The sequence below is a fragment of the Paenibacillus sp. MAH-35 genome, from assembly GCF_058135425.1.
The window spans coordinates 1-21,242 of record NZ_JBYUPU010000046.1 but is presented as its reverse complement, the minus strand read 5'-3'; the positions used below and the strand labels follow the sequence as shown (position 1 = coordinate 21,242).

Annotated in this window: 20 protein-coding genes and 2 pseudogenes; 15 read left to right on the top strand and 7 right to left on the bottom strand. The window is 51.2% G+C overall.

All coding sequences use genetic code 11. The features are described 5' to 3' along the window. Positions 1-41: 41 nt before the first annotated feature. Together AC3Y2E_RS29705 and AC3Y2E_RS29700 are read left to right on the top strand one after the other, a co-directional pair. Complete coding sequence (locus AC3Y2E_RS29705; RefSeq protein WP_379216934.1) at positions 42-1,847, top strand: M3 family oligoendopeptidase; 1,806 nt, start codon at positions 42-44, stop codon at positions 1,845-1,847. Positions 1,848-1,885: 38 nt separating this feature from the next. Next, entirely contained in the window at positions 1,886-3,301 is a 1,416-nt protein-coding gene (locus tag AC3Y2E_RS29700; RefSeq protein WP_379216933.1) for an NAD-dependent malic enzyme, read from the top strand. 31 nt (positions 3,302-3,332) lie between these two features. On the opposite strand, the pseudogene AC3Y2E_RS29695 reads toward AC3Y2E_RS29700, so the two are convergent. Continuing rightward, positions 3,333-3,584: pseudogene (locus AC3Y2E_RS29695) on the bottom strand (group II intron maturase-specific domain-containing protein); the annotation flags it as partial. A 62-nt stretch (positions 3,585-3,646) separates the two neighbouring features. Between AC3Y2E_RS29695 and AC3Y2E_RS29690 the strand changes: the two are divergent. Continuing rightward, positions 3,647-3,832 (top strand): annotated as a pseudogene (locus AC3Y2E_RS29690) (IS91 family transposase); the annotation flags it as partial. Between the two features lie 203 nt (positions 3,833-4,035). Here the strand turns inward: AC3Y2E_RS29690 and AC3Y2E_RS29685 are convergent. Together AC3Y2E_RS29685 and AC3Y2E_RS29680 are read right to left on the bottom strand one after the other, a co-directional pair. Then, entirely contained in the window at positions 4,036-4,494 is a 459-nt protein-coding gene (locus tag AC3Y2E_RS29685; RefSeq protein ID WP_379216932.1) for a response regulator, read from the bottom strand. A 513-nt stretch (positions 4,495-5,007) separates the two neighbouring features. Beyond that, a complete protein-coding gene (locus AC3Y2E_RS29680; RefSeq protein WP_379216930.1) occupies positions 5,008-5,880 on the bottom strand; it encodes an FRG domain-containing protein in 873 nt (290 codons plus the stop codon). 175 nt (positions 5,881-6,055) lie between these two features. On the opposite strand from AC3Y2E_RS29680, the gene AC3Y2E_RS29675 reads away from it, so the two are divergent. The 12 genes from AC3Y2E_RS29675 to AC3Y2E_RS29620 all read left to right on the top strand — a co-directional run bounded on the left by AC3Y2E_RS29675 (position 6,056) and on the right by AC3Y2E_RS29620 (position 18,165). After that, positions 6,056-6,628, top strand: a complete 573-nt coding sequence (locus AC3Y2E_RS29675; protein ID WP_379216928.1) for a hypothetical protein — start codon at positions 6,056-6,058, stop codon at positions 6,626-6,628. A gap of 398 nt (positions 6,629-7,026) precedes the next feature. Continuing rightward, positions 7,027-7,569: a cupin domain-containing protein gene (locus AC3Y2E_RS29670; protein ID WP_379216926.1), complete on the top strand. Its 543-nt coding sequence runs from the start codon at positions 7,027-7,029 to the stop codon at positions 7,567-7,569. A 169-nt stretch (positions 7,570-7,738) separates the two neighbouring features. Beyond that, a complete protein-coding gene (locus AC3Y2E_RS29665) occupies positions 7,739-9,418 on the top strand; it encodes a dockerin type I domain-containing protein (protein WP_379216924.1) in 1,680 nt (559 codons plus the stop codon). Between the two features lie 47 nt (positions 9,419-9,465). Further along, a complete protein-coding gene (locus tag AC3Y2E_RS29660; protein ID WP_379216922.1) occupies positions 9,466-12,600 on the top strand; it encodes an S-layer homology domain-containing protein in 3,135 nt (1,044 codons plus the stop codon). A gap of 287 nt (positions 12,601-12,887) precedes the next feature. After that, on the top strand, positions 12,888-13,319 hold the full coding sequence (locus AC3Y2E_RS29655) for an arsenate reductase ArsC (protein ID WP_379216920.1): 432 nt from the start codon (positions 12,888-12,890) through the stop codon (positions 13,317-13,319). A gap of 15 nt (positions 13,320-13,334) precedes the next feature. Further along, positions 13,335-13,658 (top strand): ArsR/SmtB family transcription factor, encoded by a 324-nt coding sequence (locus tag AC3Y2E_RS29650; protein WP_379216916.1) that lies wholly within the window; start codon positions 13,335-13,337, stop codon positions 13,656-13,658. Positions 13,659-13,673: 15 nt separating this feature from the next. Further along, positions 13,674-15,074, top strand: a complete 1,401-nt coding sequence (locus AC3Y2E_RS29645; RefSeq protein ID WP_379216914.1) for an arsenic transporter — start codon at positions 13,674-13,676, stop codon at positions 15,072-15,074. A 33-nt stretch (positions 15,075-15,107) separates the two neighbouring features. After that, the gene (gene arsC, locus AC3Y2E_RS29640; RefSeq protein ID WP_379216912.1) at positions 15,108-15,533 is read left to right on the top strand and encodes an arsenate reductase (thioredoxin); all 426 of its coding nucleotides are present in this window, start codon (positions 15,108-15,110) and stop codon (positions 15,531-15,533) included. A 9-nt stretch (positions 15,534-15,542) separates the two neighbouring features. Next, positions 15,543-16,013 carry an ArsI/CadI family heavy metal resistance metalloenzyme gene (locus AC3Y2E_RS29635; protein WP_190927003.1) on the top strand — a complete coding sequence of 157 codons (471 nt, stop codon included), beginning with the start codon at positions 15,543-15,545 and terminating at the stop codon, positions 16,011-16,013. A 3-nt stretch (positions 16,014-16,016) separates the two neighbouring features. Next, the gene (locus tag AC3Y2E_RS29630; RefSeq protein WP_379216909.1) at positions 16,017-16,460 is read left to right on the top strand and encodes a protein-tyrosine phosphatase family protein; all 444 of its coding nucleotides are present in this window, start codon (positions 16,017-16,019) and stop codon (positions 16,458-16,460) included. 126 nt (positions 16,461-16,586) lie between these two features. Further along, the gene (locus AC3Y2E_RS29625) at positions 16,587-17,036 is read left to right on the top strand and encodes a MarR family winged helix-turn-helix transcriptional regulator (protein ID WP_379216907.1); all 450 of its coding nucleotides are present in this window, start codon (positions 16,587-16,589) and stop codon (positions 17,034-17,036) included. Between the two features lie 49 nt (positions 17,037-17,085). Further along, positions 17,086-18,165 carry a flavin-containing monooxygenase gene (locus tag AC3Y2E_RS29620; RefSeq protein ID WP_379216905.1) on the top strand — a complete coding sequence of 360 codons (1,080 nt, stop codon included), beginning with the start codon at positions 17,086-17,088 and terminating at the stop codon, positions 18,163-18,165. A 136-nt stretch (positions 18,166-18,301) separates the two neighbouring features. Here the strand turns inward: AC3Y2E_RS29620 and AC3Y2E_RS29615 are convergent, their stop codons facing one another. The 4 genes from AC3Y2E_RS29615 to AC3Y2E_RS29600 all read right to left on the bottom strand — a co-directional run. Further along, a complete protein-coding gene (locus tag AC3Y2E_RS29615) occupies positions 18,302-19,030 on the bottom strand; it encodes a hypothetical protein (RefSeq protein WP_379216903.1) in 729 nt (242 codons plus the stop codon). Beyond that, on the bottom strand, positions 19,027-19,740 hold the full coding sequence (locus AC3Y2E_RS29610) for a fluoroquinolone export ABC transporter permease subunit (protein WP_379216901.1): 714 nt from the start codon (positions 19,738-19,740) through the stop codon (positions 19,027-19,029). Before AC3Y2E_RS29610 ends, AC3Y2E_RS29615 begins: the two co-directional genes overlap by 4 nt. Further along, complete coding sequence (locus AC3Y2E_RS29605) at positions 19,737-20,591, bottom strand: ABC transporter ATP-binding protein (RefSeq protein WP_379216899.1); 855 nt, start codon at positions 20,589-20,591, stop codon at positions 19,737-19,739. The genes AC3Y2E_RS29610 and AC3Y2E_RS29605 overlap by 4 nt, the downstream gene beginning before the upstream one ends. Further along, the coding region (locus AC3Y2E_RS29600) for a TetR/AcrR family transcriptional regulator (RefSeq protein ID WP_379216897.1) at positions 20,584-21,242 on the bottom strand (659 nt) is incomplete at its 5' end. The genes AC3Y2E_RS29605 and AC3Y2E_RS29600, both read right to left, overlap by 8 nt.

Below are 21,242 nucleotides of genomic sequence, written 5' to 3'. Positions count from 1 at the left end.
CGCTGGGGATAGGCGATCCGTTATGAAAGAAGGGAAGAAGCATGGAAAAGCCGCTGCGCCAAACTTGGGATTTGGACGTGTTCTACCCGGGAGGGAGCGATTCGGCAGAATTTGCTTCGTTTCTCGGGCTGCTGGAGTCGGATGTGTCAAGGCTCGCTGACGAACTGAGCGGACACACAGTGCCGGAGGAGCGGGAGCTTGGGCTTTGGTGGGAGCTGCTTCAGCAGCTGCAGGAGCGGGTCAGGCAGGCGGGGGCATTCGTCAGCTGTCTGTCGGCACAAGATCAAGCCGATCGCGGCGCTCTTCGGCTCAGCAGCAGGATGGACGGCATCCAGGCGGCGTATAAAACCGCATGGAACCGGTTCGACGGCAAGCTGGCCGATTTATCCGAGGATACGTTTCGGGAGATGCTCTCGCGTGAGCCTTGGTGTGTGGCGTCCTTCAACCTGGAGGAACACCGGAAGCAGGCGAGAGACAAGCCGGCCCCAGCGCTTGAGGCGCTTATGAACGATCTCGCGGTCGACGGTTATCACGGCTGGAGAGCGCTGTACAACACGACGGTCAGGCAGATGCGGATTCCGTACATGTCCGGCGGAAGGGAAGAGCTGCTGACCGTCGGCCAGTACGCGGGCAAGCTGCGGGAGCCGGACCGTGTGAAGCGAAGCGAGCTGTTCCGCCGGTGGGAGCAGGCCTGGGAGGAGCGGGAGCATCTGTGCGCCGACGCTTTGAACCGGATTGCCGGCTTCCGGTGGCAGATGTACAAGTACCGGGGCTGGGATCATCCGCTGCGCGAGCCGCTGGAGCAAAACCGGATGAGCGAAGCGACGCTTAAGGCGATGTGGGGCGCCGTCTCGGACTGCAAAGGAACGCTCGCCGCTTATCTGGACCGGCTCGCCCGGCTGAACGGAGTGCGGAAGCTGGCCTGGCACGATTTGCACGCTCCGCTGGCAGAAGACGGCGAATCGATCGGCTATGAGGAGGCGGCGGAGAAAATCGTCGGACTGTTCGGGCGATTTTCGCCAAAGCTGGGCGATTTTGCCGCTCGCGCGTTCGCGGATGGTTGGGTCGAGGCGGACAATCGGCCGGGCAAACGTCCCGGCGGATTTTGTACGTCGTTCCCACTTAGCCGGCAGAGCCGGGTGTTTCTGACGTATTCCGGTGGCGGGAGCCTGTCGACGCTTGCTCACGAGCTCGGCCATGCCTTTCACCAGCAGGCGATGATGGAGCTTCCGCCCATGTCCCGAAAGTATGCGATGAACGTGGCGGAGACCGCTTCGACGCTGGCCGAGCTGATCGTCGGCGACTCGGCGCTGGCGGAGGCTGAGACGCCGGCATACAAGTTGGCGCTGCTTCAGGAGAAGGCGGGACGGGCGGTTACTTTTTTTATGGACATTCACGCCCGGTTTTTGTTCGAAACGCGTTTTTACGAGGAGCGGAAGTCGGGGCTGGTGACGGCAGACCGCCTGAACGAGCTGATGATCGCCGCCCAGGAGGAGGCGTTTTGCGGCGCTTTGGGGGACTATCATCCCCGGTTCTGGGCGTCGAAGGGACATTTTTACAATACGGCAGTGCCGTTTTATAACTTCCCGTACACGTTCGGGTTTCTTTTCGCTTCGGGTCTGTATGCGGCGGCGCAGCGCGACAAGGAATCGTTCGAGGAGCGGTACACGGCGTTGCTGCGGGATACGGGCAGGATGACGGTTGAGAACCTGGCGGAAAAGCATCTCGGCGCCGATCTGACCCAGCCTGAGTTCTGGCGGGAAGCGGCCGAACTGTCCATGCGGGATATGCGTTTGTTTTTGGAGCTTACCGAAGGGGGAGCCCAAGAAAGCTGTACCGGGGTTTAATCGGAGATTCGTTTAGCAGCAAGAGGGAGAGTGGGACCATGAAGTCGTCAACGAGTATCATTTTTAGAATCGAGCTGGATCACTGCATCGCGAACTTCGGCCAGGTAGCCTCAACGATCGGCAACGCCGGAGGAGATGTTACGTTTATCGACGTCATCCGCTCCGGCAAGGACGTGTCGATCCGCGACCTTACGGTTGATATGGCGGAACAGTCAGTCAAGCAGCTGGCCGATTCGCTGAAGGAGCTGGAAGGGGTCAAGCTGATCAACGTCTCCGACCGGACGTTTCTGATGCATCTGGGCGGCAAAATTACGACGCAGCCGACCGTGCCGATCAAAAACCGGGACGATTTGTCCCGGGTCTATACGCCCGGCGTCGCGAGAGTGTGCTCGGCCATCCACGAGAGTCCGGGCAAGGCGTTTTCGCTGACGATCAAGCGCAATACGGTCGCCGTCATTACCGACGGTACCGCTGTGCTCGGTCTCGGCGACATCGGCCCGTACGCCGCCGCTCCCGTTATGGAAGGCAAGGCGATGCTGTTCAAGCAGTTTGCCGGCGTGGACGCGTTCCCGATCTGCCTGGACACGACCGATACGGAGGAAATCATCCGGACGATCAAAGCGGTAAGTCCGATATTCGGCGGCATCAATCTGGAGGACATCAGCTCCCCGCGCTGCTTCGAGATCGAGAGAAGGCTTGTCGAGGAGCTGGACATCCCGGTGTTTCACGACGACCAGCACGGCACTGCGGTCGTCGTCACCGCGGCCATCCTGAATGCGCTGAAGGTGACCGGCAAGCGGATCGGGGACGTCCGCGTCGTCGTCAACGGCATCGGTGCGGCCGGAGTGTCCATCTGCAAGATGCTGCTGGAAGCGGGCGTAAGACGGCTTGTCCCGGTTGACAAGGAAGGCGCGATCGTCCGCGGGGGAAGTTACGATCACCCGATGTGGCAATGGCTCGCGGAGCAGCCGCAGGTCGGGGATACCGGCGGCTCGCTGCGCGATCTGATCGGCGGCGCCGACGTGTTCATCGGCGTATCGCGGGGCGGCGTGCTGAGCGGCGAGGATGTGCAGCGGATGGCAGGCGATCCGATCGTCTTCGCGATGGCCAACCCGGTGCCGGAGATCGTGCCGGAAGAGGCGCTGCCGCATGCGGCCGTTTATGCTACGGGACGAAGCGATTACCCGAACCAGATCAATAACGTGCTCGTATTTCCGGGCTTGTTCCGGGGGGCGCTCGATTGCCGGGCCAGACGGATCAACGAGCCGATGAAGCTGGCGGCGGCGCAGGCGATCGCCTCGGTCGTCACGGAGAGTGAGCTGCACGCCCAGTACATTATTCCGAGCATCTTTAATGAAGACGTCGTAGCGAAAGTGCGGCGCGGGGTGATCGAAGCGGCGATTGCTTCGGGAGAAGCGAGACGCGTGCCGCCGGACTTCCGTTCGGAGGCGTAAGCGGGAAATATCTTACTCCATGGGATTGTAAACGTATCGCCTGGTCGAACTTCTCGCAGTGGTTCTTGACTGAGGCCAAACGAAAATAGCCAATCCAGCCGATGAGGTATCGGTTTAGCTGGGTAATGCGGCTTTCCATCGACATTGATCGCGTTCGGTTCGTTAGCTCTCGGACTTTCTCTTTGAATCGTGAGAGCGTTTGTGAAGCTAGACGAATCGTCGCTTTCTTGTCCCTCAGAAAGCTAAAGCCCAGAAACTTGCGGTTCGAGGGCCTGTCTACCCATTTACCACCAACCACAGCGTTTGTCATGGTGGATTCCAACCTGCGACCTGCTGTTTCATTGGAAGGTATGGCAGACGGTCGTATTGAAGCTCATCCGCCGGACATTGACGGAGGAAAAAAAGAAACAAGTACAGCCGTTACTGCAAAAAGCTTACAACGAAAACGCGGAAGGCTTCTATGGGCATGCCCCGAAACTAAATGGGAACGTGAAAAAGCAGCTAGGCTATATAGGTCGATACATCCGTCGTCGGCTGGAGCCCGATACCCATTTCCTTCTACACGCATACATATGGGTTAGCACGTCAAAGGACCGTCCGGGAGCTTTCCAGTCTTGATTTTCCGCCTCGGTTCTAGCAATCGTACAGTTGCAAAAGGGAGATTCAAGTCGATTCCAGTGCTCTCCAGCGCGGAGAGTATATCCTCATTATCCTCACCGGCATTAATCAGATCTCTAAAAAAGCTGTTCCTGGAGCATCAACTCCGCAGACGAAGAAAGCTGTTTCAACTTTTCTATCTCCATACGCTCTTGTCTTTCTTTATCTAATTTTTGAACGATAGCTGCGAGGCTGGCCTCCAGCTCCTTTTCCTCTACTGGCTTCAATACATATTGCTTGATCCCGAGTTCAATTCCCTTCTGAGCGTACTTGAAATCAGAATACCCGGAAAGAATAATGAACTGGACATGGGGTTGCGTACGCTGAATCGCTTCGATCATTTGGAGTCCGTCAACGTAGGGCATTCGAATATCCGTCACGATAATATCTGGTTGGAGCAGAGCGGCTTGCTCTACTCCCACCTGCCCATTGTAAGCAGAGCCTATGACCTCGCAGTTCAGCCTACTCCAGCTAATTATAGCCGATAACCCTTCAATAATGGCTTTCTCATCATCAATTAACAAGACCTTAAACATGCTGTTCCACCATGAATGGGATTTTAATTGTGACTTGTGTTCCAAACCCGAGTGAAGACTCTATTTGCAAGCTGTATTTGGAGCCATACTGCAGGTGCAATCGTTCCTGAACATTGATAAGCCCAATCGATTGATGCTCATCCTCTGTATCAATCATCGATCTCAGTTGCTGCTGTAAAGGAGCAGGCTTTTTTCGGGCATCCCATCTTCATCGTCTTTGATTCGGATAATCAAGAATTCATGCTCTACGTAAGCACTAATCCTTGGAAAGAGCCATGTGAAATAATCGTCCCAAGGTTTTAGTCATGGAAGCCACCTCAGGGTTTCGGCTTAGCTGTGCCTTCATCCGAATAGATTCCAATGTATTATATAGCCATTTCAACAAAAACGGGGCCTTCGGAAGTCAGTTTTCACTGACTTTCTGGACAGCCCCACTCTATTTACTGGCAGTATTGTAGATTTATTTTTTAAGAAAGTGTCGACTAATATAAACAGCGTAGTATAATAGCTGTCCTACGATTTCGTCGGAGTCAGGCCTTCCGCTTCGATTTCTTGCCTGATATCTGCGGCGACATTTTCCAGTCCGGGGAACAAGTCGTGCTCGGTCAGCCCATAATGGAACAACTGGTCGTTCATGGCATCCCTTGCCGCTTTGTTAATTATAATTTTATACAAATATTTGGAGCTATCGGGAAGAAGATTCAAAGGAACCATGGTGGGTGTAATGGGGAATACGGTAAAGGTGCCGGCCTGCTTAATAATTCTCGGGTTGTTAAGCGGGCCGACCGCTGCGGCGGCTTTTACATTGTCGTTTTTGGCGTTGGGGCCAAAGCGCGCAGTAAAGGCAGGCTCCGTAACATTTGGGATATAGCCGGGCTTGAGAAACGGATAAAACCGGAACGCTCGATTCAAAACTACCGGATTCAAAACCCAGACAACCTTGTCATGGGTCTCTTCCGTCGCATTTGCCGGCATGCCCAGCGCGAACAGCAGGGCAACCAGCGCTTCCCGGGACCAATCCAACAGACGGGTGGGCACGCTGTAATGCTGCATCAGGAAAAGCCAGCCCCAGTAGGAGTGCGTTTTGTCTTCGGAAAAGGGGAAATAGGGGACATTGCCCAAGTAAGGATAGGCAAGCGAGCGAAATTTGGACAAGTAGACAATTTCGGATTGGGCCCCGAGCCCTCTGGCGATAGACGGCTCGAGGTTGAAGGTCGTACTTTTGGTTCCTCTGAACCAAAGCTCGCAGGACCGGGGCTTTTGGGGCGGGCACACCATCCGATAAATTTGATCGACGGCCTTTAAATATTTCTCCACGGTATCTACGCCGGTAATTTCGAAAATATTGTTTTGTAATACTTGAACAGGTTTGGCGGGCTTCAACATGCTGACGTTCCTCCTCGGCTCATATACACCCAGACTATGTGCGAATGCCTATAGAGGTTCGTCGGAATATGGGGATCCGGATACGGATAGGGAGAAACGGCCCCTGGCAGGAGCACAAGAATTATTGGAGTGAGCCTCATACGATGCAGGATCAAGAGTAAGGAGTGAGGTTCATTTGGCTACTATAAAAGCTGGGGATTGCGTCGGCATCCTTTACTTTACTACGATGGGGGCGCCGGCTACCGTCCACGATGGCGTTTTGGTTTCCCCCAATAGCCTGAATCCGACAACGTATAGTGGACCTGTTACCATTCTGCATTACAACATCAACAGGAAAACGGGACATCTGTTCCGCCAGTTGATCACGGTTACGCCTATTGAAATTCGAAAAACACCCTTTAAAAAGAGCGATCAGAAAGGGCGCTGCACCGGTACGGTCCCTTCGCCCGCCATACCGGCTGGCTCATGCGTTGCCGTCAAATTCAAAGTGCCTCAATCACCGGCATTCCCGGCAGGAAGGGAAGTGAAAAATGGCAGATTACTTTGTCCGATCAAAAATGGGAATACGCCCCCAAATGAAGTATGGATCTATCATTGGTTAGTACGAAATCCGAACAGCGATTCTCCGAGCTTAAGATTGGAATTGAAAAAATATACCGGTGTTACGTACGTGGAAAAAGCAAGGGTATTTCCTCTCCCGAAATCCGGAAAACGGATAACTCGAATGGTCAAGAAAAGAATCGGTTGAAATAAAAATAAATCCTCTCCCGGTCTAAGGCCGCAGGGGATTCTCTTTTTCATCGCCGGGAAAGTTGTCAGAGATATGGTTATAAAGTCAGTCAAGAGTCTTAATCCTACAGATGCTTGATGCTTTACATAATCTGATCGTTAAGTAATGAAGCAAAATTCTGGTGGACGAATAGAAAATGCGGCCTCCCTTAAAAAGGGAAGGCCTCTTTTTGCTGCGAATAACAGGTGCTCTTAAACCAAAGCCGACTCGGCTGCATGAATAGTAAATTTTTTGTATTTGTTCTGTCATCATGTATTAGGCTATAGCCTGTTATTGTAAATTTTGCAGTCCATTAAATAGGTAAACGCATAGGATAAAAAGTAAACAATGAAATCATAAGAGGAGAATGAATAAGCATGTACTATAATTCTTGCCGTCGTTATCAAGGGTATAATCCTATGCATAGCAGCTGGAGCAACCACTATTGGGGTTATAATCCTTATTATTACAATTGGTACAGGAACGACAATAATCACACTGGAAATATAATAATGCTAAGAGATTACGGTCCGAAGCCTTTTGTAGTGAATATAGACCAGGCAACAAAGCAAAATCATACTTACCGTACCGCTTTATGGACAGGGAAGCATCTTCAAGTGACTCTGATGAGTATTAATGTCGGTGATGATATCGGACTGGAAGTCCATCCGACGACTGACCAATTCATACGGATTGAAGAAGGCCAGGGGCTTGTTCAAATGGGGGATAGGAAAGACAAATTAGATTTTCAAGAAATGGCCTACGATGACTACGCCATTATGATACCTGCTGGAAAATGGCACAATGTAACCAATACAGGCAACACCCCCCTTAAAGTTTACGTGATCTACGCGCCGCCGGAGCATCCGTTTGGCACCGTTCATGAAACCAAAGCAATGGCGATGTCTGCTGAAGGATAGTTAAATCGAATAGGAAAGCTGCTATAATATCCCGGCGCGGAACCCATGCCGGGATAATTGCATGAAGCGGGCCCTCCATCATTTTGAGAGTTTTTTGTGAGAAGTAGTTGATAAATTAGAATACAAGTCCATATAGAAGTGGATAAACCAATAGAAAAAGGTGAGGGAAATGTCGCGTTTATTGAAGCGCATGCTGATCTTCGGTCTGGTAATGGTATGGGCATTCGCCGGATTGAAGGCGGCACCGGTGCAGGCAGCATCCGAGTGGAAGGATGTGAGCAGCATTCACGAAGGGGGATACATAACAGACAGTGCGATCGCTACATACGACGGCAGTCCTTATGTCGCCTATATCCAGACGGAAAACAATATCCCAAGGGTGAAAGTGAAGAGATTCAACGGGAGTACCTGGGATCCGGTAGGCAGCGAATCCATCTCAGATGATAATCATAGCCACATCTATACCGTCCAAATGAGCATTAGTAATGACGGGATCATTTATGTTGCCTATACGGCCAATACGAATCAAGGGGATAGGTTGTACGTGAAAATGTATGACGGAAACGCTTGGTCTTTGGCGGGAAATACCACATTCTTTATAGGAGCCGTAATGGAGCAGTACTCTCTTTTTGTTGACGGAAGCGTTCCTTATCTTTCTTATTCGACGGGGAAAGTGACCGTTATGAGGTTAGAGGAAGGGACCTGGAAGATGGTCGGCAACGCGCAGCTTGGCCAGCAAACTCAGGCTAACGATCTGTATGTCTACCAAGGAACACCCTATGTGGTATACCAGGAAATAAGCCCCATGTCCATTGTAGTGGAAAAGCTGAACGGCAATATATGGGGGAGAGTAGGGGGCAGCTATGCCCAGGCACAGTTACCGTCGAGCCACCCCTTTTTTCCTGACTTCGTGCAGAATCCCAAAATTTTCGTTGATAACGGAACGCCTTACGTTGCCTACAACCATCAAAATTCTTCAAACCAACAGTATGTTAACGTACGGAAATACAACGGAAGCGAATGGGAGAGCGTAGGTGCAGCTAATTTTTCGGAAATGTCGCCCATGAACATCAACTTCGTAAAGGCAAAGGATTCGTTATACGTATCCTATTACAAGATTGACATGCAAGGCGCAACATTCGTTTCAAAAACGTTTATTCATCAGTATGCAAACGGGAACTGGACGATTATCGGCAACCATGAGACGTTTCCCAATAACAGCGGCGAACTCCCCCTTTATGGAAACAACAGCGCGCTTTATGCCGCATACAAACCTTATGACAATGCCAATCCGAACTCAGCTCTATTGGTGCTTAAGGCAATTCCATTTGGCCTGCAAGTAAGCAACTTCAGTCCGTCCGCGAACGCGACCGGCGTTCCACTGAAGATGGAACTGAGCCTCACCTTCAGCGAGAACGTAACGGCCGTGAGCGGGAAAAGCATCATCATCCGCAAATCGACGGATAACAGCGAAGTGGAGAGAATCGGGGTTCATGATGCGCAGAAGGTGAGCATTTTGGGAAATATGGTAAAAATTCAGCCCAAACTGCTGGAGAGCGGTACCAAGTTTGATGTATATATTGAGGCTGGCGCGTTTCAGAATCAGGACAGCAGCATCTACGAAGGGATATCGTCCCCCGGGGTATGGAGCTTTACGACTCTTGTTAAGGGAGATATGAACGGGGACGGGAAGGTTACGCCTGCAGATATTCTTCTTGTCAATCAATACATACTAGGGAAAATTTCCTTGACTGCCGAACAACTCGAAATAGCCGATCTGAACGGCGATGGAGCAGTGAATGCGGCAGACACGGTGATCATGATGAACATTTACCTGGGAAGGCAGTGAAAGAATTGGATATACGTCGATATGGAACCAGACAATGGTTGCACCAAATGCTCATTTTTATCGTGGTCTTGTGCATGACGGCTTCATTCGGACCGATGGGCGGCGCCGAGGCTGCTATGGCGACAGGAGTGAAAGCTGAAGCAGTCGGGGCGTCAGGCGAACCAGGAAGTACAGTAAGTGTATCGGTCTACATGGAGCCGGGAACAACACCCGGTGTAGACGATTTTATTCTGGGATACAACATCGAATTGTCTTACGACACTCAGGTGTTTGAGCTTGTTCAGGGGAATTCAGCGGTAACGAATGAAGCGCCGATGCCGCCGCCGTCCCATTCTCCATTTCATACAGATACATCCGTGGCCGGAACGATTAAGGTTGCGGCTACGGGTTTAACCGACTTTGGGTTTCTTAGTTCCAAACAAAAGATATTCACGGTTCAACTGAAAATTAAAGATAACGCGGTACCGGGCGATTCCCTTATAAACTTCACCTCTGCGAAATATACGGTGGACGATACGGCTTTCACCGCTATTCCCGGACTTGCCGCCGGTACGGTACGCGTCAATCCGCTTGCGCCCGGAATGGTGAGCCTTGTGATCGGCAGTGTCAGTGGAGCGCCCGGCGAAACAGTCGATGTGCCCGTATCTGTAAGCGAGGCTTCGAGTGGAGTAGGTTCTTACGGAATGGAAATCGGCTATGACGCAGCCTCGCTGGAAGTGACCCGAATAACAGGCCAGTCAGGCGATACCTTCGATTCCGTATACGACAACACTTCCGGCTCGCTCAAAGCCGCCTGGGCGGATCAGAGGGGCGGCGATGCTCTCATAACGGCAGGCCAAAAGCTGTTTACGGTCTCCTTTCGTATTAAGGACGGGGCTATGACCGGGGATAAAGCTATAACCTTGAAGGGAAACCTTCCGGAACAATTTACCGTGACCGACGGATCGGCGAAGGAAATGACGAAAACGCTGCAGTCCGGTAAAGTTGAAGTTGCGTTTCATTTGAAGGCGGCTGCGGGCGACGGCACCGCGCTCTTGAACTGGAACAGCGTAACTGGAGCGACCTACTACAATCTATATATGGGTACAGCAAGCAGCGTTTACGACGCAACCTACAAAGCTTCCGTTACACAAACAACCTATAGCGTGAACGGCTTGACGAACGGGAGCACTTACTATTTCGTAGTCAAAGCCTACAATGCCGGCGGATGGATAGCCGATTCCAATGAGGTCAGCATCAAGCCGGACACGGCAGTGGCGCCGACGCTGACGAAGGTGGGTATCGCCAGCAGCAATGCCACCCCGTCTGTTGCCAAGAAAGGGGACGCAGCGACTCTAACCTTCACCGCCAGCGAGAGTTTGCAGAATCTGCCCGCAGTCACCATTGCAGGCCAGACGGCCAGCGTGACCAGCTTGGGCGGTAATGTCTACCAAGCGGAATATTCGTTTACAGGCGAAGAAGCGGAAGGGCCTGTTCCGTTCACCATCAATTTCGCCAATTTGTCCGGAAACATGGGGGCGAGCGTACATACAACAACGGATGGCAGCGGCGTATTGTTCGATCAGACGGCACCTACAGGTACAATGAGCATTAACAGCGGAGCAGAGAGCACCAGCTCGGCTTCCGTCAGCTTGATGATTGCGGGTAGCGACGGTGCGGGTTCGGGCGGTGTCCGGATGCGCTTCTCTAACGACAATGCGGTCTGGAGCTCATGGGAAGCGATTGCCGGTACGAAAGCATGGACATTGAGCCCGGGCAGCGGCGCCAAGAGAGTGTACATGGAATTGGCGGATGCGGCGGGCAATGCAACAACACCCGCGATTAGCGCCGGGATTACTTTGCGTCATTCGTCCGACGGCGGGGGCGGTTCATCGTCCGGCTCTTCGCAAGGCGAGACCATCACCGTTCATGTAGAAAACAGCGGCAACGGCGGAATTGTGTCCACGGCGGTCATCCATCGTACGACTGGAGCGGACGGACGGAAGAAGGATGAGATTTCCTTTACACCGGGACAAGCGGACAAACTGGTTGATCAACTGAAAGCTGCCGGTTCCGACTCTGCCAGGATCGTCATTCCCGATCCCAAGGATGAGGTTTCTGAGCTTAAGGTAATATTGCCGAAGGAATCAACAGGCAAATTGGCGGACAATCAAGTGGATCTGGAGATCAGCACGAATAACGTGCGCCTGGTTATTCCGGGCGAGTCGTTGCAGGGATGGAAGGAAGACATCTACTTCAATATCGTGCCGCTCAAAACAGAAAGCGAGCGCAGTGAAGCAGAACAACGCGCAAGAACGGAGCCGATTGTGCGTGAAGCCGCAGGAGATGCAGTAATCAACGTTTTGGGTCGTCCCATGAAAATCGAGACGAACATGCAGAACCGTCCGGTTACACTGGTAATGCCGCTGCCCGAGACGGGTCTGAGCGAGCAGCAGCTTAAAGAGTTGGGCATCTTCATCGAGCATAGCGACGGCACAAAAGAGCTGATTCGAGGGGAAATCGTCCCGTACGATGCAACAGGCAAGCCGGGCATTCGATTTACCGTGACTAAGTTCAGCACGTTTACGGTCGTTCAGCTAGGATCGCAAGCAAGCAAAGGGCATCAAGCGTATATGACGGGCTATCCGGACGGCACATTCGGACCAGACAAGCCAATAACGCGCGCAGAAATGGCAACTGTGTTATCCCGGCTGTTCGGTAAGGATAAGGGCAGCGAGCCGTCTGCCAAAACCTTTACGGATACCGCGCCTTCTCACTGGGCGAAAGCGGCCATCGATTTGACAGCGGACAGCGGACTGATGGACGGTTATCCGGATGGCAGCTTCAAGCCGGAACAAGCAATTACGCGCGCTGAAGCGGCAAGCATTGCAGCTCGTTTGATCACAGCCGCGGAAGGCGGAGGCAGCTTTTCCGACACTGCAGACCACTGGGCGGCGGCAGCGATTGGGAAAGCGATGGCAGCGGGAATCGTCAGCGGATACGGTGACGGCACGTTCCGTCCGGAGCGGACTCTAACCCGCGCCGAAGCGGTAACGATGCTTAACAAGCTGGCAGGTCGCGAGCCATTGTCCGTATCAAATGCGAAGTGGAGCGACGTGTCTGCACATCACTGGGCGTTTAAGAACATTCAAGAGGCATCCGTGGATCATGCTCATGAGACGGCATCAGGTCACGAAAAGTAATAGAGCAAGGCAGTCTCAGCTTGGAAGTCGGGTAAAGCGGCACATGAAGAGACATGCACGGCAGGGAGATGACATTCTCTCTGCTTTTTTTTGCCTCATACTTGCATGATCGGATCAACCCGAAGCCGTTGTCTTCAGCATGCTGCGTTAGGTATTTGCTTTCGATTGCTTTGTATCTGTCGTTTTTTTAGGAAGCCTTATATTGAAGGAGTGTTTACAATTACTTAACTTTTATAGATAATCATTTAATTATATAATCATTTACAAATATTAAGGAGTGTGAGAAAATGAACAGCAAAGCGACTCGAATTTATTTTCTTTGCGGTCAAAACCGTTGTCGCAGCCAGATAGCAGAAGCTTTTGCCAAGTATTATGGCGGAGAGCATGTCGTCGTGGAAAGCGCCGGGTTGGAGCCACCCAATACACTGCATCCTTTTACGATTGAAGTCATGCAGGAGGTGGGGATCGATCTTTCGCAGAATGTTAGTAAAAAAATAGATATGAAATTTTTTATTTCCGCTAACGCGATTGTCAAACTATGTGAGCAAGTCGTCGAGCGTTGCCCGATCGTACCATTTCATATCCGAAACGAAGAATGGAACATTACAGACCCCTTGGCGATTGAAGGTTGCACTCTACAGGATGTTAGGGCGGCACGTGATGAAATCCGGGAAAAGGTCATTGGTTTATTAAAAGGGATGAATATCCCTGTCGTTTAGAAAGGAGTGGCAAGCATGATTTCGATTGAAGAGATGGCCGATGTACTAAAGCTGCTGGGCGATAAGAACAGGCTTACGATTGTCGCCCTGCTGAATGAGCAGGAACTGTGCGTGTGCGAGATCGTTGACCTGTTACAAACGAGTCAGCCGAACATTAGCCAGCATATGCGCAAATTAAAAGACGGCGGCCTCGTCAAAGAGACCAAAAGAGGGCAGTGGGTATACTACTCCTTACATGTTCAAGACAAGCCCTATATCGCAGAAATTCTGAACCGGATTCCTTCGCAAAAAGAAAAAATTCAAACGACGATCTGCGAGCAGAATGATTGTTGCAATTAATTCAGGAGGGCTTTTATGGTTTACATCGCTTTTCTTATTTTTTTACTCACCTTAACGTTTGTGATTTGGCAGCCAAAAGGATTGAATATCGGCTGGTCTGCTAGCGCCGGAGCCATTCTCGCATTAATTTTCGGTGTAGTCAGCTTCGCGGACGTCGGTACCGTTACCGGCATTGTTTGGAACGCCACTTTGGCGTTTGTTGCCATAATTTTAATCTCGCTGGTGCTCGATGAGATCGGATTTTTCGAATGGGCAGCGTTGCATATGGCGCGGCTTGCACGCGGTAACGGACTGCTCATGTTCGTCTTTATCGTGTTGCTGGGATCGGCTGTCGCAGCTCTGTTTGCAAACGACGGCGCGGCCTTAATCATAACACCGATCGTGCTTGCAATGGTACGCGCGCTTAAATTTGAAGAAAAGATGATTCTTCCGTTTATTATGGCAAGCGGCTTCATTGCCGATACAGCTTCTTTGCCGCTTGTCGTAAGCAATTTGGTGAATATCGTATCGGCCGATTACTTCAATATCGGTTTTGTAGAATATGCGAGCCGTATGATCGTTCCGAATTTTTTCTCGATCCTGGCCAGCCTCCTGGTGCTTTATTTGTATTTTCGTAAAAGCATTGCGAAAAGCTACGATCTCTCCGAGCTAAAAAAGCCGGAAGAAGCGATTAAGGACAAGAGATTGTTCCGGCTATCCTGGGTTATACTAGCAGCTCTCCTCATAGCCTACTTTGGCAGTGAATTTTTATCCGTTCCCGTGTCGATCGTTGCCGGGATTGCGGCGATTGCTTTCCTTATGGCTGCGAGAAGAAGCCCTGTCATTCAGACGTGGACGCTCGTCAAGGGGGCTCCTTGGGCTGTCGTCATCTTCTCCATCGGTATGTATGTCGTCGTGTATGGACTCCGGAATGTCGGTCTTACCGATGCATTGGGCAGTGTCATTCAAGCAGTTGCGGACAAAGGACTATTCGCTGCTACCGTGGGCATAGGTTTCTTAGCGGCAATCCTGTCCTCGATCATGAATAACATGCCGACGGTCATGATTGACGCACTTGCCATACAAGGTACGCAAACGGAAGGCTTTATTCGCGAGGCACTGATCTATGCGAATGTGATCGGATCGGATCTGGGGCCGAAAATCACCCCGATCGGGTCTTTGGCAACCTTGCTCTGGCTGCATGTGTTAGCGGCGAAAAACGTGAAGATCGGTTGGGGGATGTATTTTAAGATCGGCATCCTTTTAACCGTCCCCACTTTGTTTTTTACTCTCGTCGGTCTTTTTGCGTGGCTTTATTTGCTTCAATCCACGAACGTTAATGTATGGCTAATCATCGTGACTATCACAGTAGTTCTTGCGATTGCTGCCATGATCGTCGTGAAGTGGGCATTAGGTAGAGGAAGTCAAAGAGTCTAACCCAAATCGGAAATCAAAAAGGAGACATGTACGATGGAGAAGAAACCTCTTGTTTATTTTTTATGCACCGGCAATTCGTGCAGGAGCCAGATGGCGGATGGATTTTTAAAAGCGTTGGGCAGCGAAAAATATGAAGTGAAAAGCGCAGGGCTGGAGGCGCATGGCCTAAATCCGCGTGCGGTCCAGGTGATGAAGGAAGCCGGCGTAGATATAAGCCGGAATACGTCCGATGTGATCGATCCGGAACTGTTGAATCGCGCCGATTACGTGATTACGCTGTGCGGACATGCTGACGAGCATTGTCCCGTGATCGCTAACAAGAATGTAACCAAGTGGCATTGGGGTTTTGATGACCCAGCAAAAGCAACCGGAACCGAGGACGAAATCATGGAACAATTCCGGACTGTCCGGGATTCGATTCAAAACCGGATTAAGCAATTTGTAAAAGAAGGGAAGTGAACGTCTCCTATGATCAAAAGGATGCATGTTGCTTTGAACTGTACCGATCTGAAGAAGTCTCTTGACTTCTATCGGGCTTTTTTTGGAGCAGAGCCAAGTAAAATCAAGGATAACTACGCTAAATTCGAGCTCGGGGAACCGGCCCTTCATTTTTCATTAAATGTCCGCCCTTTCGAACAAAAGGGTGTATTGAACCACCTGGGTTTCCAAGTCAATAACACCGAAGAAGTGCTCGCTATGGGGGAACGGCTGCGTCAAAGCGGGCTTCTGCTCATTGACGAGATGAATACGACTTGCTGTTATGCGGTTCAGGATAAAGTTTGGGTATACGATCCCGACGGAAATGCCTGGGAGATTTTCTACACAAAAGAGGATTCCGAATTTGAATCGGCGGGAGAAGCCCGGGACTTGTCATTGTGCTGTGCTCCGCCATCGGCACCGGTTCAGGTGAAGTTCGAATCTTTTAAAAAAGGGGTATAGTCCATGATTATCGAAAAATCGTACCATGCTCTAATTCCGAATCACATATTTATGGGTGGAGCAGCAGACGTGGAATCCATGGTAAAAAACGAAGGCATTGATGTTGTTGTTGATCTCCGAGGCGAAGCGACTGAAAGCGCCTATCCGAGTGACCGGGTGCAATGGGTTCAGATCCCGTTAGCGGATCGTTCCAGCCAGCCCCAGGAAGAAGCATTTCGACAAGCTATCCAAGCGGTGACAGAAGCATACCGCCAAAATAAAAAAGTAGCCTTTCATTGCGGTGGAGGAAAAGGAAGAACCGGTACTGTCGCCGCTGGAACATTGCTTGGTCTAGGGTTATGCCAAACGGTCGATGAGGCTGAAGCCAAAGCAAAAGAAATACGAAACGTGATCGAATTGAAACCGGCACAGAAAGAATCGCTGTTGAGATTATACCCAAACCAATAAACTTGAATGAAACCACTTGTATGAGAAAGTGGTTTTTTCTTTTGGTACAAAACCAAATCACAGGTAAAAATAATAATTGCAATTTGCAAGTATGTACGATATAACTATTGCAGGAGGCGAAAGATCATGGAAAATACTCGCGAGCTGTTTCAAATCATGACCCGCCGATTTGGTTTTCTAAATAAAAACTGCTGTACAGCCGGTGGTATGGACATTTCCTTGATCCAGAGCCACATTCTTTATGAGATTGATCACCAGCATAAGCCGTCCATGCAACAGGTAGCAGAAGCATTAGGCACCGACATTACAACTTTTAGCCGTCAAGTCCAGTCGTTAATCAAACTGAATATGGTGAAAAAGGTTCCCGATCCGGAAGATCGGAGAGTGTACATTCTTTCATTGACCGTACAAGGGAAATTCGTTGCAACGACGATCGACCAGCAAATGAATGCATATTTAAACGAGATTCTCTCACACATGAACGATTTTGAAAAAGAGACTGTTATTCGTTCGATCAAGCTGCTGAATGAGGCGATGGCAAAATCCAGTTTATGCTGCACAACCCCTATGGGGTAATCTTTTTTATTAATAGTTGCAAAATGCAAATAAAATGAGGGTGATGACAGTGGCTGAGGTAGTATGGGACACAATCGTAATCGGGGGAGGGCAGGCCGGTCTAGCTTCCGGATATCATTTGAGCAGGAAGGGCCTAAAGTTCCTGATTCTTGAGGCGAGCGATCAGCCGGCAGGTTCGTGGCCTCAATATTATGACAGTTTAAAGCTATTTTCACCGGCACGATTTTCCTCTTTACCCGGAATGAAGATCCAGGGGGACCCCAATCGGTATCTCGGGAAAGAGGAAGTCATTCGTTACTTACAGGACTATAGGGAAAAGTATCAGTTGCCAGTTAGATTAAATAAACGTGTGGTGTTCGTGGAGAAAATCGGTGATGTGTTCACAGTCCATACAATGACCGGGGATATGTACCAGACAAGAACGATAATTAACGCGACGGGTTCCTTTCACAATCCGTATACCCCCGTCATTCATGGGAGAACTGAGTTTAAGGGCGCGATGATGCATTCCTCTGAGTACCGCAATCCCGATCGTTTCAGAAATAAAAGGGTGCTGGTGGTTGGACGCGGCAATTCCGCCGTGCAAATTGGCGTAGAACTGGCAGAGGTAAGTAACACCTCTTTAGCTGTATTGCAGCCGGTGCAGTTTATGAAACAAAGGATATTGGGCCTGGATCTGCATGTTTGGATAAAAGCAATCGGCTTTGATACTTTTCCATTTTGGCGTTTAGGGAAAAGGGCCCCTAGCCCAAGCAACGTGATCGATTTGGGGTTATATCAGGAGCGGATTAAAGCAGGTAAGCCTGATCAACGGCCGATGTTTACGTCGTTTTATGCCGATGGCGTGATCTGGAGCGATGGGACAAAGGAGCCGGTAGACTCCGTTATCTTCGCCACCGGGTACCGCCCGAATCTCTCTTATTTCAGCGGGATAGGGGCGCTTGATTCCGCGGGAAGGCCCTTGCAGGTAGCTGGCGTAAGCAGTTCCGTGCCTGGACTTTATTATGTAGGTTTGGAAGGTCAACGCTCATTTGCTTCAGCTACTTTGAGAGGGGTGGGGTCGGACGCAAACTACGTAGTACGGAAGTTACGGCATCATTTAAGGAGCCTCTCTAAAAAGAGCAACTGATACCGACCTGCGCGGAAAATGGTCATGGAATATCCGATGGTCTGCAAGCCGGTTTCCGGTCTCTGGAACGGGGACTTTCGGAATTGCCGACGTGTAAGGAGCTCGCAGGACACGTTGTCCGCCAGGCCGTTCCTGGCTAATCCGTCTTTCTAATAAAACGAACGAGCAGCATCAGAAACAACAGGATGTGGTAAAGCGTTCCCGCCACCGCAAGCAGAAGCGCAGCGAGCGGGTCGGACGCGAACCCGGCGAAGTAGGCTTTGGACGACCAGTAGGTCGGAAGGACGGCGCCCAGCGCCTGGATCGGGAACGGAATAAAATAAGCGATGACAGGGCCGAAAACAAGCAGTCCGACTCCCTTGGACAACGCCATGCCTTCCACTTTGTTGGATGCGTAAGCGCCCAGAAACAACGACATAACCGGTGCGGACAGCGCCGCCATCGGCAGGATCGTCAACATACTCCACAGGCGCACCGGGACTAACCCGGAACAGGTGAGTATGAAGACGCTGTAGACGACGGACAGGAGCACCGGCAGGAAGAGCCGATACCGCAAATATCCTCGTTTCGATAAAGGCGTAACCGCATAATAGTCGATCAGCTTCTCGTCCCGCTCGTCGAGCATCAGGAAACCCGTCATGACCCCCAGAATGAGCGGTGTCAGAAACAGCGCGATACCCAGGATCAGATCATAATGGACGGCCAGGTCGAAGCCGGTCCGTTCCTCCAGAAGCATGGCGCCGGCCGGGACTCCGAACCGGAGCACAACTAATAGAAGCAGCGGCGCGAGCAGATAAAAGGCGAGCATAGGGTCCCGGGTCACATGCCGCAGATCCCCGCGAATCAGATGAAACGTTCGGTTCATCGTCCTTCGGCTCCTTCCCCGATTTTATAAACGAGAAACCGGTAAACAGAGTTCCGGGTCCAGCCATAAGCGAGCCCGATCCAAGCCAATAGCAAAACCGCGCTATACAGAAGCTGAGCCGGACTTGGAGCGGAGAAGGGCGCGCCGATGAGCAGAAGCGATCCGTAGGTCGGCAATACCGCAAGCAGCGGGCTGCTCCATATTCCGGCCGTTTCCAGGACTGGCAGCATGAACAGTAGTGTCGCAAAGGTAGACAGGAAGAAAAAGCCGTTTAACGTCTTCACCCGCACCGCAACCCCGAGACCGATAAACGTAAAAAACACCGAGGTCATGGCTACGCCGATTAGCAGCCATATGGGATTCGTACCGAAGCCGAAGGCAGAGGCGTGGATGATCCAACTGGTAGCAACAGACAGCACCGATAGCGATAGCGTTTTGGACCAAATATACTCTTCCGGCGTATAAGGTGTCACAAATAAGCTGTCGTGGATGCCTTGCCCTTTCTCAAGCAGGACGAGTCCGCCGATAAAGAAAAAGCCGAGCATGCTCGGGTCGGAGAACGTGAGCAGGATGTTCGTTTTCTCCAGGTAGCTGTCCGGCAGCAGCTGCATCAGGACGATATAGGCCACAGCGACGAGGGAATAAGCGTAATAAAAGCCGTGACGGAATTGCAGCAGAACATCGTATCGGAACGCCGCAGCCAACCTCATCCCAGACACCTCCCCGTAATGTTCACAAATATATCTTCCAGGGAAGCTTCCTGGGTATGCATCGTCTCGATAGTTCCGCTGCGGAGCAGCCGGATAAACGCGGGATCGTTGCCGATCGCCCGCAGATCGAACGAGGCTCGCTTGAGCGACGAATCTTCCTTGTACTCGATTTGGACTTCCTTCCGGCCTTGGCGAACCTTCAGCTCGCGGGGGGAATCGATCAGACGGATGTCTCCGTCTACGATGAAAGCGACGCGGTCGCACAGCTCTTCGGCGGCGCTCATGTTGTGGGTGGTCAGAAGAATCGTTGTGCCTTCGCGTTTTTTCCGGAGGATCAGCTCCTTCAAGCTTTTGGCATTCACCGGGTCAAGTCCCGATGTCGGTTCGTCCAGAAACAGCAGGCCCGGTTTATTCAGAAGAGCCCGGCACATGTTCAGCCGCATTTTCATTCCTTTGGAATAATCGGCTACTTTCCTATGAGCGTACGGTTCCAGCCCGAGCATGGCCAGCAGGTTCTTCGGATCTTCCGTCTCACCGGAATATAACGAGCGGAATAAATTCAGATTCTCGATGGCCGTAAACCGGGCATAAAAGTTGGGGAACTCGAAGGCGACGCCGATATTCTCATAATAATCGCTCCGGACCTCCCTAAGCTCTTTGCCCATGACGCGAACGCTTCCTGCATACGGCTTGAGGACGCCGATCAATATTTTTTGGATCGTGCTTTTGCCGGCTCCGGACGGGCCCAGAAATCCGAAAATTTCCCCTTCGCGAATCAAGAAGTCGAGCCCTTTAAGCGCAGGCTCCTTAACTCCCGGATACCAAAACTGCAACTGTTGCACCTCAATCATCGGTTTCCTCCTCTTCGGCAATCAGGCCGTCCGCCACAAGACGGATGAGCAGTTCGATCGTATCCTCGTATTTGTCCTCGCCGATATGACGTTTCTGCAGGGCGAGCAGCACAAGCGAACGAAGCAGACTAACGATCGTTTCCGGATGTGCCTGGATCATGACCCCGTGTTGCTGAGCCAGCTCGAAAATCGGAATGAAAAAACGGGAGTCGCTGTCAAAATGCTCCTTCAGCTTCTCCTCGGGTATCCCGCGGAACAACGTCTCCATGCTGTCGTTGTCGTAAAGTTGGCGGATGAGCGGATGGGTCTCCATAACGGCGAACGATTCCCGTAAAAACCGTTTGAACAGCGGCCGGGTCAGCTTCTCTGCAGATATAAGCAATTCCAGCAGACGGCTGCGGATGGCATGCTCCTCCAGCTGGAGAATTTCCAGATACAGCTCCTCCTTGGAAGCAAAAAACATATAAAACGATCCTTGCGCGATTCCTGCGGATTTGGTCAGGTCCGTGACGCTCGTTTTCTTAAGCCCGTGCACCGAGAACAGCTGGCGCCCATTCTCCAGCAACCTGCCGCGGATAAGCTCTTTTTCTTTGTCGGTGAATTTGCGCATATGCGGATGACACCTCTCTTGAAAATATATGAATATATTTA